General features: G+C 37.8%; 11 protein-coding genes and 1 pseudogene. 6 read left to right on the top strand and 6 right to left on the bottom strand.

The features are described 5' to 3' along the window. Positions 1–228 precede the first annotated feature (228 nt). From MSBRW_RS09510 to MSBRW_RS09500, 3 genes are all read left to right on the top strand, one after another. Positions 229–1,335 carry an AI-2E family transporter gene (locus MSBRW_RS09510; protein ID WP_011307880.1) on the top strand — a complete coding sequence of 369 codons (1,107 nt, stop codon included), beginning with the start codon at positions 229–231 and terminating at the stop codon, positions 1,333–1,335. A 462-nt stretch (positions 1,336–1,797) separates the two neighbouring features. After that, positions 1,798–3,705 (top strand): threonine--tRNA ligase, encoded by a 1,908-nt coding sequence (locus MSBRW_RS09505; protein WP_011307881.1) that lies wholly within the window; start codon positions 1,798–1,800, stop codon positions 3,703–3,705. Between the two features lie 431 nt (positions 3,706–4,136). Further along, on the top strand, positions 4,137–6,329 hold the full coding sequence (locus MSBRW_RS09500) for a DEAD/DEAH box helicase (RefSeq protein WP_011307882.1): 2,193 nt from the start codon (positions 4,137–4,139) through the stop codon (positions 6,327–6,329). A 570-nt stretch (positions 6,330–6,899) separates the two neighbouring features. Here MSBRW_RS09500 and MSBRW_RS09495 read toward each other — a convergent pair. From MSBRW_RS09495 to MSBRW_RS24450, 5 genes are all read right to left on the bottom strand, one after another. After that, positions 6,900–7,457, bottom strand: a complete 558-nt coding sequence (locus MSBRW_RS09495; protein ID WP_011307883.1) for a hypothetical protein — start codon at positions 7,455–7,457, stop codon at positions 6,900–6,902. Positions 7,458–7,532: 75 nt separating this feature from the next. Further along, the gene (locus MSBRW_RS09490; protein ID WP_011307884.1) at positions 7,533–8,774 is read right to left on the bottom strand and encodes an HD domain-containing protein; all 1,242 of its coding nucleotides are present in this window, start codon (positions 8,772–8,774) and stop codon (positions 7,533–7,535) included. A gap of 676 nt (positions 8,775–9,450) precedes the next feature. Continuing rightward, positions 9,451–10,104 (bottom strand): HAD family hydrolase, encoded by a 654-nt coding sequence (locus MSBRW_RS09485; protein ID WP_011307885.1) that lies wholly within the window; start codon positions 10,102–10,104, stop codon positions 9,451–9,453. A gap of 1,411 nt (positions 10,105–11,515) precedes the next feature. After that, positions 11,516–12,517: a phosphate signaling complex PhoU family protein gene (locus MSBRW_RS09480; protein WP_080565384.1), complete on the bottom strand. Its 1,002-nt coding sequence runs from the start codon at positions 12,515–12,517 to the stop codon at positions 11,516–11,518. Between the two features lie 897 nt (positions 12,518–13,414). Then, the gene (locus MSBRW_RS24450) at positions 13,415–13,573 is read right to left on the bottom strand and encodes a hypothetical protein (RefSeq protein ID WP_329957352.1); all 159 of its coding nucleotides are present in this window, start codon (positions 13,571–13,573) and stop codon (positions 13,415–13,417) included. 679 nt (positions 13,574–14,252) lie between these two features. On the opposite strand from MSBRW_RS24450, the gene MSBRW_RS09475 reads away from it, so the two are divergent. Further along, complete coding sequence (locus tag MSBRW_RS09475) at positions 14,253–15,113, top strand: pentapeptide repeat-containing protein (RefSeq protein ID WP_011307887.1); 861 nt, start codon at positions 14,253–14,255, stop codon at positions 15,111–15,113. Between the two features lie 193 nt (positions 15,114–15,306). On the opposite strand, the pseudogene MSBRW_RS24250 reads toward MSBRW_RS09475, so the two are convergent. Further along, positions 15,307–15,384: pseudogene (locus MSBRW_RS24250) on the bottom strand (histidine kinase dimerization/phosphoacceptor domain -containing protein); the annotation flags it as partial. 845 nt (positions 15,385–16,229) lie between these two features. Between MSBRW_RS24250 and MSBRW_RS09470 the strand changes: the two are divergent. Beyond that, positions 16,230–17,210 (top strand): phosphotransferase enzyme family protein, encoded by a 981-nt coding sequence (locus MSBRW_RS09470; RefSeq protein ID WP_011307888.1) that lies wholly within the window; start codon positions 16,230–16,232, stop codon positions 17,208–17,210. A gap of 780 nt (positions 17,211–17,990) precedes the next feature. After that, complete coding sequence (locus MSBRW_RS09465; RefSeq protein ID WP_011307889.1) at positions 17,991–18,914, top strand: hypothetical protein; 924 nt, start codon at positions 17,991–17,993, stop codon at positions 18,912–18,914.

Genomic DNA, 18,914 nt, shown 5'->3' with positions numbered 1-18,914 from the left:
AGTCTGGATTTCACATATCTATGATATTTTTAAATAGTTTCTAATTATATTTAGATATTGAACTTTCCAATAAAGTTTGAACTTTATAATTCACCATTTTCTTCCATAAATTTGATTAAACTTCATACCTTATTTCGACCTGTACACTGATTAAACCTATATACCTTATTTCGATCTGTATACTTGATTTGAACCTCTATAATTCATCTATTCAAATGGAACTAAAAAATGAGACTGAGCCAAAACCCTGACGGAGTAAGCCAGATCATCGCCAGCCGATGGAAAATTGGGGCAGCCCTGGCGGTAGCGCTGCTTCTGTACTTTGCGTTTCTAATTCTGCTGCCCCTCGCAGATGGAATCGTACTGGGCATAGTCTTTGCTTACATTGCCAGGCCTATCCGGGTAAAATTCAAAAAACACAGAAAGGTGGGAGCTCTCGTTGCCAGTCTGTGCATATTCATCCCAATAGTATTCATTGTTGGGGCAGGTATTGTTGAGATCCTTAACCAGATCTCCTGGGTTATTGAACATCAGACAGCAGTTGCGGCAGCAATTTTGAATTTCATAAACTCTCTGAACATTCCAGATAAAATCATAGAAAGTATTAATTCCGCGATCTGGGACCTCTTTACCTCGCTGCTTCCTGCAGTTGGCAGTATAGGGCTTCTTTCATATGCCCAGAGTATAGGTCTATTTTTCATTAATTTTTTAATCTCGATCATTTTCTGCTATTTTGTACTTGCTGATGGGGATCGGCTTTACTGCGCATTTCTTGGTGTGATCCCAAAAGAGTACAAAGGAGTTGTAAACTGTTACGCGCATCATCTTGATATAATCCTTAAAGGAGTTTTCATAGGCAATGCCTACTCTGCTCTGATAGTAAGCGTAACTTCGGTTTTTGTTTTCTACTCTTTTGGGTTTACCCATGTACTTGCCCTAGCGACCCTTATCTTTGTAGCTTCGATAATTCCCCTTTTTGCCGGGTACATGGTGCTGGTACCTCTGGCTTTAATGCGGTACTTTGAATCCGGGTTTAGAAGTGCAGCCATTTTTTTTACGGTATCCTCCATCATTATCTACGGCCCCCCAGAACTGATTCTCAGGCCTTACCTGACCAGCTTGAAATCTAAGATTCACCCAATGCTGCTTATGCTCGCCTTCCTGGGCGGGGCTTTTGTCGGAGGGATTGCAGGATTTTTTGCAGCCCCTATTCTTCTCGGGGCTCTGGTTGCAGCTTACAGGGTTTATCAGGATCACACCAATCCCGAAATTACCGAGACCTGTGCAGACTTCAAGAACCTTGGACATGCCCATAAGGCTGGTTCGGAAAAGTAATTACCGGAGTTAAGCTCAGAAAATGTACCGAAAAACATCGGAGCTCCTGGAGTTTTCCACAATATGCCCAAAAATATCAATCGAAAGGGATTATTTTATATCGTTGAAGGATATTAGGACTGTCATATATTCTTCTTTATCCCTTTAATCAAGATCTACTGACGGTACAGACCTCAGTTAGTCTTATATAAATCAATTATTTGATTCAAACAAAACCAATTCGGGATAAATTAAAAACCGAAGCTAGTTCGAGATACATTAAAAACCGAAGCTAATTCGGGATGAATTAAAGACCGAAGCTAATTCGGAACAAAACTCAAACCGATATAAATTCGGAACAAAACTCAAACTGATATAAATTCGGAACAAAACTCAAACTGATATAAATTCGGAACAAAACTCAAACCGATATAAATTCGGAACAAAATTCCACACCGAAGATAATCTAACACAGGTGATAGAATGCAATTATTGCTCATTCACTCTGATTATATTGAATACGAAACCAAAAAACAAACTCCAGTTGCTGAAAAAATTGAAGAGTCCTTAAAGTCCTGCAGGCTTGAGGAAGCACTTACCGCTTTTATGGCTGTTGAAAGTGTAGATGAGGCAAATCCTGAAGAAACTATAGAAAAGACGGTTTTCGAAATTGAAAAGGTAGCTACCCAGGTCAAAACCGACCGTATAATGCTCTATCCTTACGCTCACTTAAGTTCTGACCTTTCTTCTCCGAAAGTTGCAGTAAAGGTATTCAAAGGCATAGAGACTGCACTCTCAGGCAAATACGAGGTCAAGCGTGCTCCTTTCGGGTGGTATAAGGCTTTTAGTATCAGCTGTAAAGGGCATCCTCTTTCTGAACTCTCAAGGAGCATACGCCCTGAAGGAACTCAGAGAGCAGCAGGCAAAGTTGAGGCAGGTAAGGAAAAAGAAGAGGTTGTTTCCGAAGCTCTCAAGGCCGAAGATACGGCAAAGTCATACTGGCGCATCCTTACCCCTGATGGAGAACTTCGCGAAATTGAGAATTTCGACCTTACGCCTTACCCCAAACTCCAGCAGTTTGTAGACTACGAAATTTCCAAGAGCAGGGCTGTTGAGCGTGCACCTCCTCATGTGGAGCTTATGCGGAGGCTTGAGCTTGCGGACTACGAACCAGGGTCAGATTCCGGAAATATGCGGTATTACCCTAAAGGGAGGCTTATAAAAGCCCTTCTTGAAAATTATGTGCTTGATGTCGCAACTGACTTTGGTGCAATGGAAGTTGAAACCCCTATCATGTACGACATGAACCATCCGACTCTTAAGAAATATCTGGACAGGTTCCCTGCAAGGCAGTATTCCATTGAGTCCGACAAGCGGCAGATGTTCCTGCGTTTTGCAGCATGTTTCGGGCAGTTCCTTATGAACCACGACATGACGATTTCCTACAGGAACCTGCCTCTTCGGATGATCGAAATGACCCGCTACAGTTTCAGGAAAGAACAGCGGGGAGAACTTGTGGGCTTGAGAAGGCTCAGGGCTTTTACCATGCCTGACATGCACAGCCTTTGCGAGGACATGGACCAGGCTGTAGACCAGTTCAAAAAGCAGTATGACCTCTGCATTGATGTGCTTGAAAATATAGGAATCCATATTAAGGATTATGAGGTAGCCATCCGCTTTACCAAGGACTTTTACGAGTCGAATAAAGAGCTTATAGTCAATATGGCAAGGACCGTAAACAAACCAGTGCTTGTTGAGATGTGGGACACTCGTTTCTTCTATTTCGTGCTCAAGTTCGAGTTTAACTTCGTAGACGCTCTTGCAAAGGCAAGTGCACTTTCCACGGTCCAGATTGATGTCGAAAATGCCGAAAGGTATGATATTTCTTACGTAAACGCTGACGGCAAACTGGAAAGGCCTACCGTGCTTCATTGCTCTCCAAGCGGGGCAATCGAACGCTGCATTTATGCACTTCTCGAAAAAGCTGCAATGGAAACCGAAGAAGGAAAGGTTCCTATGCTGCCAGTATGGCTTTCTCCGACCCAGGTAAGGATCGTGCCAATCTCAGAAAAACACGTCGCTTTTGCCGAAGAAGTTTCACAGAAGCTAGACTGCAGGGTTGACATTGACGATCGTGACCTGTCAATAGGAAAGAAAGTGAGAGAAGCAGGCAGGGAATGGGTCCCTTACGTGGTTGTCATTGGAGATAAAGAAATCGAGGACGGCACCATTAATGTAACCATTCGTGCCGAATCCGAACAGAAAAAACCTAAAAAAGTGCAGATTACTCCGGAAGAGCTTAATGACAGGATCAAAGGCGAAATTGCAGGAAAACCGTACAGGAAACTGCCTCTCTCAAAACACCTTTCTGGAAGGCCAAAGTTCGTTTAAACATATTGACATTTTTTAAGGCCGTCCAAAAAAGTTTTCTAAAAACGCCAGAAGAAACAAAAATTCCTTGTTTGCCTATTTCTTCTGGCGTTTTACAAACATAATTTTCTCAAATTAGCATAACATATATATTGACGTAATTCTTATTATTGAAAGAGGATTCCTTTTAAATAAAAGCAGTTCTAGGTTTGTTCTCCTCCGTTTCTGGAAGAAAAGATCCTGATTTAAGCATTTTGGAATGAAATTTTTACTAAATGGAATTTTTACTAATTATTTGTAAGTTATGGGGAGTTACTTCTTATTGAATTTACAATTACATGCAGCATTTCCTGTTATATGATTATACCAGTTTCCCAGAAACCCTTTGTAAGGCACTTTCTGGTTTTGATATCAAATTTTTACATTGACAAGTGTTAAGGACAGCGTAACTGATGACAATTTCAAATGAGACCGCAGTCGGTATGGAAACCGTCGAGCTTGAGCCCTTGAGGAAAGATAAAAAGAAGATTTTTGAGGATATTCTAAAATATCTTGAAACCAATCAGAGAGGCTATATCAAGGTTCCTACAGGCTGGGGTAAAACCTTTCTTTCGAAACATATAATGAAGAAGTACTACGACGAAGGAAAACTCGTGCTTTTCCTTGTCTCGAAAAATAATCCTCTTCTTAGTCAGACTTATTATGACAGGAAGAAAAAACAGCCCCTTTTTCCCAACAGCGCACTTCTCTCATCCGAGCATAAGGTGGACCGAAAAGAACTTGCTGAAACTTTGAGAGCTTTTGGGCAGGAAAAGGATAAAGGTTTTGTTCTTTTTGCCTCGCTTCAGACCGTACTTGGAAAGCAGAACTCTGAGATCAAGAACCGGATTCTTGAACTTGCCGACCTTGCAATCGTGGATGAGATCCACAATTTCATTAACAATCGAGGAAACGATTTTCTCAATGAATTGGGGGAAAGGACAAAAATCCTGGGAATGACTGCAACTCCATTTCAGGGAGTTGTTGGGAATGTTAAGTTCGTGGATGAAATTGCAGGGGATATGAAGGAAGTCTACTCAAAAACCCTTCCTGAATGCATCCTTGACAACGAACTTGCTCCCCTTAAGTACACAATTGCCGAGAGTTCGGAGGATATCTTTGAGATCTTTGATTTCGAAAGAGGGCTTGATGAACTTGATAAGCAGGACCTTTTTCTTGACTGCAGCACTCCTGACAGGTTGAAAAAAGTTATTCGACGGACTCAGCTTGCAAAAGATGTGTATGATTCTATGATAAAACACAAACATGCAAAAACACTTGTCTTTTGCGCCCCTGTGAGGAAGCGGGTCTATGGGGTGGGAGCTGATGGCAAGGAAATTAATGCTTTCCATGCAAAGCTTACCTCTTCGGTCTTCAATGGGGAAATTTCAGTTCCGGAGTCCGAAAAGGATCCTGAGCTTATCCTGCCCGTAAATTTTGAGAATTATACCCCTGAAGGCAAGTTCCGAGATGCGGTATTTATAAGCTCAGAGCTGCCCAAAAATGAACAAAATACCATTCTTGCAGCTTTCAGAGAAACTGGAAAGCCTCCTTATGTGATGTGCACTGTGGGCATGCTGATTGAAGGTTTTGATTTCCCGGGACTTGAAGCCCTTGTTTTGCTGCGCCCTACTCTAAGTATGAGGCTTTTTGAGCAGCAGGTAGGAAGGGTAACAAGGCTTTCTCCAGTCTCAGGAAAGCAACAGGGCAATATCTTTGAGATTTCGGATAGTATTGACTCTCTCTACAAGCGCTTTGGGGAAGGTGTTTTTTCCGGGGAAAAGGTTGACCAGGTGCAGATGCTCCAACCTGAAATCCGCCTTGAAGAACTTTTCTCAGAAGGAGATGCAGCCAGGGCAATTGAGGAAGGAAAGATCGAGATTAAGAAGGTAGAATTTGGACCTCAAAGAAAAGGGAAGGGAAAAAGAAAAAGGGCTCAGATTCGGGAAATCCCGGTAAGGCTTCCTCCGACATCCATCCGGGCAAAGTATTTTTCGCGCCTGCTCGCACTGACCGAGGAGAAGGATATAGGAGCTTTTGAGCGGGAAAAGCGTGAACTCATGAGGGCTACCCTGAGGTTCCGTGTCAGGGAACTCAGGGACGCAGAAGAGCTTGCAGAGCTTGCAAGCAATATAAATAAGCTCAAGAGGGAAGCCTATGAAGACCGCAGGTTAGGAGATGTTTCAAGGCAGCATAAACCCAAGGTTTTCGGGGAAGTCGAATGGCTGCTGAAACTTCAGGCCCTGAATTCCCTCAAGTATAACGGTGGACACCTTTCGATGCCCGAGAAAAACCGGATCTTAAAAGCTCTGAATTTCGAGCCCGATTTCCGAAAGATAGACAGCCTCAGGCTTAAATGCCTGAAACTCGGTTCGGCCCAGAAGACTATCCCTGAACTTGTAAAGGTGCTTGGGTTCGTAAGCCGTCTTTCGTCTTCGGAAACCTACCAGTTCCTCGACAAGAAGAAAAAGGAACACTGGAAAAGGGAGTTCCTGCCTGCGGTTTACTGGGGTTTCTGCTTCATCGATGATTCTCCTGAACTGAAGGAACTTTTTGAGTCTACGGAATGGGACAGGCGGGTCAAAAATATTATCAGGCAAAAATGATCTGAGGGTTCCTGACCAGTGATGGTTTCTGCACTTACGATTTCTGACCAGTTGATTGAGATTATTCAGAATATCAAAAAGCCATCATGAGGCAGGAATCTTTTGTTTTTCTCTTCTGCGCCTTGCAGGACAGACCCGGTTCGCCAGTCAGATAGATATTTTATTTGACACCAAAACCGCATTCCAATTAACAAGAAATATAAGCGCCATTTGACACCAGAACCGTATTCTAATTAACAGGAAATATAAGTGTCTCCACCAGCTTGTCTGGTGGCCCTGCACAAAAAGAAGAAAGATGAAGACAGAAATTGATGGAAAAAATCTTAAGAAAGATTAATAGTTAATTATGTTGATCTCATTCCTGCAAGCTTTTTGTGTTACTTTTACTTCAGGCTTGTACTTTACTCGCTCATGGCTTATATTATTCATATTTTCTTGAGACAGGCTGCTCTCCTTCGTCGAGCGTGACAAGAATATAGGTTCCAAGATTTTTTCGCAGATGTATACATTTGGACTAGAAATCTAAGCGATAAAATGATTAAGAGTAATTCAAAAAGCTTGATAGAAATGTTATGTAGTCGAAAATGAAATCCCCTTAGCTTCCTCTATAATCAGATCGATGTTTTTTATGGCTTCACAGGCTTCTTCTACCGTTACATGAGGTTCAAGTTTGTGAATTCTCCTAGAACGATCCTCAACGCTTCCATCAGTATACTCCTTCCTAGTTACATAAAGGGCTGTTGATGTCTTTTCAAGTGTGGGAACTCCATAAGATGCAAAATTTTCAGAGATAAATTTTACTAAGGGTTCGAATTTTTTTATTGTTTTTGGGTACATATTTTTTATAAGCTGGCTGTTCTCGGCAGGTAAAAGACTCGGCGCATAAAACTGAAATTTTGTTCGTAATTCAATAATATTATCCGCTCTCATAGCTGTTAACTCATCATTAAGATCAAAAGAGTAAGGGCCATGTTTGTAAAGAATAAACTCAAGTCCCAACGGGTCTCCAAAGAGTTCTTCCAGTAGATAACATGCTTTCTGAATATGAACTTCCCCACACCAGCTACCCTTGCTTTCCATATGTTCTATTAATGACAATAAAACAGCATCTACTTGCAGTCTTTTCATTTAATATCACACGCTATTCTTCTGTTGAAGGTTTGAGAATACGTTCTCGGTTAACATTTAACCATTTGGTAGCAGTTATAGACAGTTAGGATTTATATAAATAGAATCTATAGCAGCAATAGGTATTTTTGGTAACACATCAGATATAGATAGAGCGGAAACTATTCTTCTGTTATTCAAATACACGGGAAAATTGGAATCTCCACCTCTTTGTTTCTCTGTATCATATATCACGTTATTTTCTCCAAATTTTTTCTTTAAGTCATTGTAGATGGCTTTTTGTGCTTCTAGGTTTTTAGAGATATCTTCTTGCTTTCTGTCATACAATAATCTGAAATGATTCCTATTTACTATTCGTTTTGCATATTCGTGACCCTTATGATTTTGATCACGTGCAACATTAAATAATCCTACAAATACTTCATTATCGGTCACTTGTAAGTGATTCTCGACTTCGATGGGAAAAACTTCATTTTGCAACCATGTTTTAAGGAAATCTCTCAGGTGGATGTCATAGATCCGCCTAACAGGGTGAAAGTATAATTGGGTATACATGAAATATCTGGCAAGAAGCATAGCTTCAACTGCATGTAATCCACCATTTTCAATACCCAATGCAGGTTCTTTAGATCCATAATTATAATATTTTGGAAGGATCCGCATAGTTTCAATTAACCTATAATGATCAAATTTTCCATAAGCTACACCCGTGTGGTGAGAATCCCTTAAAAGGTAGTCCATTCTATCTACTCCAAGAGCATCACTAACAATTATTTCGGAAAGGATTGCCTCCCAATAGGTAAAGTTGTAGTTTTTATAATATCTCGGTCCCACTGCTAATTTAACGACATCCTCGGTTTGAATCTTAAGATCATTCCATATTTGTATCATTTCCTCACTGCGGATGATTTCGGCAGTTATCTTTTCGTGGTTCCAATCATCTGGCAGAAGTTCTCTTTCGGCCGCATGCGAAAAGGGTAGATGCCCCGTGTCATGGAAAAGAGCAGCCATACGAAGTGCACGCCGCCAATACTGCAGTTCAAAAGCAGATTTAGGAACGATGTTTCTTATTGAATCATCGAGTATATTATTGGGGTCAGTAACAATATCATAGACTCGACTTGCGAGTTCCATCACCCCTAACGAATGTTCAAATCTTTTATGGGTAGCTCCCGGATAGACAAGGTAAGTTAAAGCAAGTTGGTGAATATATCTGAGTCGTTGGATAGGTTTTGAATTGATTGCTTTTCTTTCCTCTGTATTATAATGTATAAAATTGTATATCGGATCTCGTAATTCATGAATATACTTTGACATAAATATCCCCCCATGTATCCTGCAAAATAAGCCATTATTAAAATGCAACGTGTTAATTTTTTTTAACTGTTGTTATGCAGCTATGTTATTTAATTATAATCGAGAAGAGAGGGTAAAAATAACTATAATTTTAAACGTCTACACTGGTTAATAGTATCTCCATTTATCAGTGAATTGAGGTTTTGCCATAAACGCCTCCACCAGCTTGTCTGGTGGCCCTGCCCAAGAAGCAGAAATAAAGAAAGAAATTGATGGAAAAGATTCTTGAGAAAGATTAATAGTTGATTATGTTAACCTCATTTCTACAAGCTTTTTGTGTTACTTTTACTTTAGGCCTGTACTTTATCCGCGCTCTTGACTTATATTCTTCAAAGCTTTACTCACCTGTAAGTAAATACTAAAAAATAATTTTTTGTTCCCGAAAGCTGATTTTTGATTCTCACAATAGGAAATTCAGCTAGATTGTCTGGCGGCTCTTTACAAATTGGATGAAGAAAATGGCATTAGAGAGAAAAAGGATACTTGAAAAGTAGTAAAAACAATGAAACAAGCATGAGAAAAGTATTTTTGTTAGTATAATTCAATCATTTAATCCTGTTTTCTTTAAATTCTTTCCAGATTTAAGAGATTTACTGACATTTAACTTTTTGAAATATTATCATGAATGTGGATGGAATTATGCATATCTCCAGGCATCTCGGATGTGCATTGCATTCATTCCGAGACTTTGAGGGGGATAAATATCGTTTTCTGGAGTGTCGCCGATAGAGAGCACTTCCCAGGGCTCAAGCCCGAGACCGTCAAGAGCCATCTTGAAGAGCCGGGTATCAGGTTTCTTTATACGATGGTCCGAAGACATAATTGTGAAGTTAAAGCGATCATACAGGCCCAGAAAGCGCAGTTCCTGTTCCGTAAAAACTCTCTGAGCATTGGAAACGATGCATTTCGGGATATTTCTGTATTTTTCAAGCAGCTGCAGGCTCTGAGGGTAAGCCTCAAGTTTTCTTATAGATGCAGTTCTGAAGACCTTTGCTGTCTCAATTCCAAGCCAATAAGGATCGATTTCTTTAAAGGCGTTTTCGGCACAAATTTCCGCAAAGATCTCTTCTATACGGATATCCGGGTGCTGCTGGCCTGAATTGCCTAGTCTGCCTATGATTTTCCATTTGTATTCTTCCCTGAGCCTCTCAGGTTCTATCCGCACCCCCTGGTAAAGCAGCCATCTGCTTACTCTTTCATTTGTTTCTAGACTTTTTTCGTCAGTTTTGATGTCGATAAGGGTTTTGTAACAATCAAAGATTAAGCCCTTAATTTTTCCTTTTTGGAGCATAGGGAATCTCCTTTTATTTTATACTTTATTATGAATTTTGGATTTTCTATATTATATTTAATTTTTCTATAGTATGTTTACTTAATCTTAATATTAGACTTAAAGCATATAGATATTTTGGAAATACTCATATTACATATAAATATCAACATATAGTTTTTTATTTCTATATAGCATTCTAGTAATTTAAAACCCAAGAAGCAGAAATAATAGGGTTTTACTTAGCTTATTGGGGTTTTATGACACAGTGAAGCAAGAGTAACAGGAAGTCTAATCATGAAATATATGATATACCAAAACTTGTCTATTAGGTGTTTATTGGGGTTCATAACCTTCTTTTGGATTTTATGTGGATTCGTGAGTCTCGTCAAGGAGCTAGTCATCGACTTTGTTTTATGTCATGAGTTTGGAATTTCCGCAAAAATTGAGATGGTTACGAAAAATTAATGTCCACGAATTGTTGATTAAGTTTAACAAAACAAGTAAATCCGCCTTTTTTACTCGGATTTGAAAGCAGCCTTTATACTTGAGTTTTTCAATAATCCGTCACAGAATAAATTCTGCATATTCCCGATTGGACATTTTGCTTTTCACTATCAAGGTAGCCAATCTAAGTTACAATAAATTATAAGTTTCATAGGTTATTTCTTTACGGGCACTAACTAACCCGTGCTCATGAATCTTTTAAATTCAAGCTTAATCTTTTAAACTCAAGATTAATCTTTTAAACTCACGGTCTAACTTGACTTTGTCTTATTTTCATTTCACGCCTACCGTGAAGCATAATTTTACCACTATAAACCTGCGTTTAAGTTTGTTTTACATGAACTACAAAACATAGAATGGCCGGCTCCCTCTGTGCAGACCCCTCTTATTCGTAAATCATAATTGAATCAAGACTTGCAGTACCTACCTTTGTCCAGTATCTACACACAGGACAGTATTGAATTTCGTCGACTGGACTCACTTTCAGCATGGAATAACATTCTGAACAAATTATTAGATTTTTCGTAAATAAACCTCCATTGTAAATGGATAGATCTCACTAAAAACAATAAATATATCGAAAAAAAATAGATTACAGTATTTCCACTGGAAATAAGGGGGTTTTGTACTCACTATATGTCTTTTACATATTTGTAGCATTCTATGGTTTTGTGCAGTTTGTTGTATCCTGAAATTATTTCGCAGACTCAAAACCATTTGGTAGTCCAATACACTATACAGCAGAAGACGACGCAAAATGTTAAACGTTTAGTGAATTTCAAACTTCATTTTTGTATTGCGAAATGATTACGTAAAATGAAGTAAATTAGAAGTTGAACTAAAATAATAGGTCACATGTATACGATATATCCGCAATAAAAGAAATTAAAACAGCGAAATAATTTTGGGATAAAACACCTAAGATTTAGATCTTTACATTCATATTGATTGAAGCCTCTGCGATATCGCCGCTATATTCGGCTATTCTCCGGAGACTCTCCAGAACCATACTAATCTCAACGTTACCTGTATTTTCCTCCTTCTGTGACTCCAGAGAAATTCCAAACTGAGAAATGTTTTTTGCTTCCTCAACAGTTTTGTTTATCGTCTGCAGGTCTTCTTGTGTTATCGAATCAATCGAACTCTTGAATACGTTAATGGAGAGTTCAGCCATCTTGAAAATTGGATTATCAGGGTTAACTGCAGAATTCATTCTTTGGGTATTTACAGCTATTCTGACTGCATGATCTCCAATTCGCTCAATTATTTTCGTAATCAGCCTGTACTCCAGACATTCTTGTGGATGTCGGATTCCTATCATTTCAGAGAGCTCGATATCTTCAATTGCGGCGTTAAGTTGGCGGACAGAAAGAAAATAGAAACGATCTACGTCATCATCTCTCTGGATAACATCTTCAGCAATTTCTACATTGTAATCTCTAAAAGCTTTCATAGAATCTTCAAGCATGGAACGTACAAGACCATACATATTTTTGATTACCCGGCTAAGGAATAGATCGTTGTAATTAAGAAGGCACTGAAAGACCAGCTCAGTCCTTGATTCTTCTACAAGTTCAAGCCCTGTTAATTTCTGACGTACCGAGTCCTTGATATATTTGCGGTCACGAGCATTGAAACCTTTCATACAAGTTAGTTTTATAATATCATAACCTGCAAGATAATTAGAAATAAGAACTCTGAAGTTATTTTCCGCACCTTCTGAGTGACTGCATTCTATCATAGCCTTAAGATCAGAACGTTCCTTTGAGATTGCACTGTAAGATATATGCAAGGTTTTGTTAGGCATAGGTGTGAGAGTAAGTGTATCCCCTGCCTCAAGCCCTATATCCCGTATCCATTTTATTGGAAGAGAAACAATATAGGTAGAATTCCCGGTAAACTGAACTTTTCTTTGATCTTTAGTAATAGAATGACCCCCTAGTGCATTTAATCAATTTTACGAATTTGTATGGGTAATTGTAATCATAAAGGTTTTCTCATAAGTAAGATGCTAAAAAGGAACTATCTCTATCTAACTATAATTCACTACATAATATGTATTTAATAGATTTATATAATCTGTTCAATTCTGTTTTAGAGGTTCATGTGTGTCGATACTAAACGTGATTTGCCCCAAAGATTGCAAATGGCTTCATGTAGTATTGCGGAAATGGGAACTGTGTCAGAGATATTCTACGGTCGTGATTTCTTGAATCGATTGTAGACCTTCCAGATTATAACTAAATCGAGTTTATTATATATTTTTTGGACATATATTATATATAAGAATTTAGACTATATATACCGCATTATATTCATTGATGACTTGGCTTGACTGCCTGAAATCGGTTGCAGATCATAGGCAAAAAAAGAGTACTCAGATAGATTTCAGAGAAACTATATGGAAAAAGAGTTTGAGGGCTGGTGTCGATTAATGTGAGTTAACTTTTCTGAGTGAAGCTATTTGTGGAAATAAGGACGATCCATGGCGACGTTGATTGGATTTTGTTGTCATTGGAATCGACACCGGCTCTTCTAAATTATACATAAATTAAGTTTTTCATATATTTTTTGGACATACTTTATATAGATAAATTTAAACCATATAGTTCATGCTGTACTCATCTATGATTGTCCTCATGCATCTTGCACAGGGCCACCAACAAACATATGGTATTGCTTTTTCACATCCCTTGAGAGTCTTTTCAGCTATTGTTTTCCAGTTATACCGCTTTTTAAGAAGGTCATAACCTTTTTCCCCATTCGGTTATGATCAAGCTCTTCAAGGAATTAATTGAGGTCCCATGCAATAGAAGACGGTTCTTTATGAGCAATAACTCCTGCCCTGAAATTCTCCACGAGGGCAACTGCGCCGCTTGCAACTACAGGTTTTTTTCATCCCAGGCTCAAGAACCACAATTCCAAAAGGCTCGTTTCGGCTGGGCACGCATACAAGATCGCAGGTATTGAACCAGTCTATCACAGTATTATCCGGGCATATCCAAGGAAATTGCAGGATTTTCCAATGCCAGGTTTTTCAGCCCTCATGTACATATAAGCAGGAAATCCTGATCTGGAAAAGTTCTGAAAAACTTCATTGTCAGGTTTGCAACAAGAGAAGTTCTACAAAGCTAAAAATTGAATTTTAAATTATAATTTCAACTGTACTTGATTTTTATGGAAATCTTAGCAACTTTTAACTTATCATCCAGAGATTAATTCTTCTTTAAATCTCTTTGAATACAGCTTCCGTTTTATATATGTTTTAAGTTGGACATATAATAAATTAGATTTAAACTATATATTTTTTCTAGTATATATAGCTCTATTGAATATTTGGAAAATGTTTATATATATTTATATTATATGATACACTGTGCGAGTAAAAAATTGAATACATTTAGATAGTTAATCAATTTCCTGTGTTTAAAATGAGGTAGATGTTAAAAGACGTATAAGTGAGATGGTAAATAAATTCAAAAGATGTACACTCCTTACGTCACTAGTAATAGGGTTTGTATTTTTAGAAATTGAACATAGTGCAAGACTTCTATTCGGACAGCGACTTCTGATGAAGGAATTATGAAACACAAAAACAAGTGTTTCTAATAATTCAAGAACAAAAATAGATAAATGGATAAATAGAAGGAAGGGACCGTAGAATGTTTGTTACTAAAGAATTAAACCTTAATAAAAGTTACTTTGAAGAAACTAAAGTTACAAGAGCTAACCTTAACGAAGATAACCTCAAAAAATCTAATTTTATCGGAACTTGCCTTATAGGGGCTAATCTAAAAGAATTATCTTTTGAAGGAGTTAATCTTAGAGAAGCTAACTTACTAGGAGCTAACCTTGAGAAGGCTAACTTACTAGGAGCTAACCTTGAAGGGGCTGATCTTAGAGAAACTAACCTTGGAGGAGCTGATCTTAGAGAAGCTAACCTTGGAGGGGCTGATCTTAGAGAAGCTAACCTTGAGGGAGCTGACCTTGAAGGGGCTGATCTTAGAGAAACTAACCTTGGAGGAGCTGATCTTAGAGAAGCTAACCTTGGAGGGGCTGATCTTAGAGAAGCTAACCTTGAGGGAGCTGACCTTAGAGAAACTAACTTACTAGAAGCTAATCTTGAAGGAGCCAGTCTTGAAGGAGCTAATCTAAAAGTAGCTAACCTTGAAAGAGCCAACCTTAAAGGAGTTAATCTTATAGAGGCTGAACTTAGTTGGGCTGAACTTAAAGGAGCTAACCTTGTAGAGTCTTACCTTGTAGGAACTAACTTTACAGGGGCAAATCTTGAATGGGTTGACCTTACAAAGGCTAACCTTGAAGAGGCTATCTTTACATGGGCTGACCTCGAAGGGGCTAATATTAGTGGGGCCAACATTAAAGGAGCTAACCTTAAAGAAGCTCACTATTTGACATTTGACCAGCTTTCTAATGTAAAAACCCTTTATAACGCAAAATTAAATGAAAGGCTTCTTATAAAATTAAAAGAGAAGCATCCTGCCCTTTTGGAAGCATCTGATTAAAAGTTGAATCAAAAAGTATCCTCTCCAAATTGTATGGGTAAAAGTAAATTTTATGTATTTGCTGAAAATTTAATAAGTTAACTAAGTTTTAGAAACAACCTCAAGTGATGCATATAACTTTATAACTATACAATAAAATTGTTGCATATTTTTCGAGTTAGAAAATTATCTATTGAATTTGAAGAGGATACATACACTTTATGCTCTCGAATTTTTCAGTCTGGAGGTCGAGTAGTGGCGAGATAACCTGCAGGTTATTCTTAATCCGATGTTGCGATGCTATGTACTGCCCTATGTACTGCCGTTTCTTTGAAGTGAGAGAAAAAAACTCAGGAGGACTTGATATTCTACATGGTCACAACTGGCACCTGTAAATGTTCTTTGCAGGATAAGTATCTATAAAATTCCCGATTACAAGCTCTGGGAGATTCCTAATGGCGTGAATGCTGGAAAAATAAAAAGGCATATCAATCCTGGATATATGAAAATGACGAAAAGCCATAATTGAAAACTTTGCTCTGGAAAGAGCAGAACTGATCGATCCTGAATCTTGGTTCGAGGAATTGTTTTACTTAATTTCAGAAACCAATTTTTAATTCACAGCTAATATAGGACGTCTCCGCAGCTTATCTGTTGACCCTTCACAAAAAATAGGAGGAAGAGGACAACATTAGAGGGAAAAAGAGACTTGACAAAGAACTGATAAATAATAAAAATAGGTGTGAATAATATTATTTTTTGTTGATTTATTTCGTTTTTTCTGCATTTTCATGGGGACTTTCTTATTACTTTTGCACTGTAATTTTTATTTATTGACTTTTTTTCTCTTCCTTCTGTGACAGGTCGCTTTCCTTCTTCTCTCTATTGTACCAGTATTTTTAAGTAGTATTCTTGAGCGAAGCGATGTTCCAAGCAATAAAAATAACCGGAGTTTTTGGATAATTCTCCAAAACCATGAAGGGAAAATGTTATTTTTTGAGCTCCTCCGAAGAATATGGGCAGAAAAATCGAATAGGTACTGTCAGTTGCGATGTCAAGGTGATCAAAGAATTTCGAAACGTGTATATACTGAGCAAGATAGATTGAATAAAAAATAGTAAAAAATAGGAGAAGTATATGTTAAGATTAAAATATTTATTTTATAATGAGATTTTGGCAATAGAAGCAATTAAAAAATGGAAAACTGACATGAAAAACGTAGACGAATTATTCTCATATTTTAGGATTTCAACGAATGCAATATATCCCTTTCCGAATAATGGTAAAGTTTGCTTTCTACGCTTAGCACCTATTGAAGAAAAGATAAAAGATAATGAATATGGAGAAATGGAATTTATTCAATATTTGAGAGAAAATAATTTCCCTGCATTAAAACCATTGCCATCCCTGAATGATGAACTAGTCGAAATCATTACAACGGAATGGGGGACGTATTTTGCAAGTGTATTTGAAAGAGTAGAAGGAGTACAAATAAAAGACACAGACTTAAATGACAATATCATGTTTGTGTATGGCAGGACACTGGGAACTTTACACAGGCTTGCTTCGGATTTCAAACCGTCCATAAAAAAGTGGACCTATGAAGATGTGCTGGAATGGATAAAAGAAGAGCTTGGTTTATATGGTGAACAGGCTGCTGCAATGAATGAACATGCAGAGGTAAAACACCTTCTTGAAGCACTTCCGAAAAATCAGAACACTTTTGGACTAATACATTATGATTTTGAGCCGGATAATGTCTTTTATGATGAGAAAAATAAGACATGTAACGTTATCGATTTTGAGGACGGAATGTATCACTGGTTTGCTCTTGATATAGAGCAGATATTTGATTCGTTATCAGAGCATATGGACGAAAAAAGACTTAATGTAGCCAAAAAAGTATTCTTGAATGGTTATCGTACGGAGTTTAATATATCAAGTGATATACTAGAGTCTTTACCTCTGTTTAGAAGATTTATTGATTTATATAGCTATACAAGAATTCTTCATTCTAAAGGCGAGATATTAGAGTTGGATAATGAGCCGAATTGGTTGAGCAACGTCACAGAAAAGCTGGATAGAAAGAAGGATAGTATTTTAGCAAAATGGAGTTAACTGGTATTCTTTCGTTAATCAATTGATATTTTGAGAAAAATTTAATATTACCAAATGAGCCATTACCAAATGAACCTCCCAAAATTCAAGTTATATTCTTTAAATCCTGTGTTTAAAATGATCAACCGAGTTTCTGATGGTGAAAAAGGTCTTGAATCATAAAATAGATCTTGAAAATTCTTACCAATTAAAAAACTTATGGAACAAGTTTTAATAATGAAATATATGAAAAGAGTGATTTTAAGTATATATTAATCCTGCTTATTAATCCTGCCTATTAATCCTGCTTCGTTTGAATCTTTCCATGTTTTTTGTTTTTGATTATTAGTTTGTAGGATTCCTGGCGATTTGCTATTGTCTCTATCTGTTGTTTTTACTTTCTGTCAGTCATTTTTTTGGCTTTTTTCTCTTCTTTTGTATCTTTTACCTGCAGCCGCTCTCCTGCGTCGAGCGTACAAGAACGGTTTGGTATAGTAAATACGGTTATACGGGTTAAGAATACTTGTAATCTAATCTTCTTGAACTCACCTCAACATCAAAATTAAAATATATTTTTACTGATTTTTTCTGCTTATCTTTTACTATTTATTTAATATGCTCGTATCCAATCTGGAAACCACTCCTTTTTATTTTATGATCTCAGAATCGGCATACTATTTTTTAACTGTACTTTTTGGAAGTAACTCTAAATTACAGCATTAGAGAAAATAAACTACAAGCCTTCTCGGAATAACGAAACAAATAGGGAACTATATAAATGTGAAAATTTTATGATAAAGCATGACTTCTGTTCTTAAAAGGCAATGCGAAACAAGAAGTGAACTAACGAATGAGTGCTTAATTCCCTGGTATATAACTGGAGTTACTGCAATCATCTGTGCAGCGACCCTGGTTTTAATTGCTTTTCTTGGACCTGTTGGTCAGGAAATAATACAGTATAGAACCTCTCAATCTTGCATATGGCAGATCGCAGGGCAGGATCTTACAAATTTAGTGCTAATCACCCCGATACTGCTAATTGGTGGAATTCTATGTCTTGCCAGAAAGACCAGCTCGAAATACCTGTTGATACTTACACCGATAACATTAATGTACACAGGGCTTTCTATGGGGATTGGCCAAGAATGGAGCAATTCGGCTTACAGCGGCAATGTTGAGGACTACTGGTGGCTTTTCGGAATCCTTATAATAGGTGGACTTATCCTGCTTTTAGGTAGCCTATCCATGTTTACCGGAGCAGATGCTCCTGACTTCAAACCCAGAGGTCTACGAATCTACGTGGGCCTGATGACCGTATTTTTTCTGCTCTTTGCAGTAATGTGGATATCTCAAATCCAGCAAGTTACAAATACTGGCGACCTTCCTGATGGTTCATACAAAGCAGCTCCAACTGCATTCTGGACTATCAGGTATCTTGACCTTGGAATAAGTATTCCATTAGGCTTTCTAGCATTATTCCTTATGCTTTCAAAACCGAAAAAAGCGTATGCAATACTGCTCCTGTTCTTTGGGTTCTTCATTACTATTGGCACCACTGTAGACATGATGGCCATAGTTCAAGTCTTGAACGGTGATACAGAGACGGCAAAAGAAGGACTCTTTATATTTTCGATACTTACATTCTTCTCCTATAGAGGTCTCTTCTATCTAGTTAAAGATAAACTTCATCGAGGTGTAGTTAAGGGCTCAGATAACCAGAACTAA

This window comes from Methanosarcina barkeri str. Wiesmoor, assembly GCF_000969985.1.
In the GTDB taxonomy this organism is placed as follows: Archaea; Halobacteriota; Methanosarcinia; order Methanosarcinales; family Methanosarcinaceae; genus Methanosarcina; species Methanosarcina barkeri_B.
This window is presented reverse-complemented; position numbering and strand designations above follow the sequence as displayed.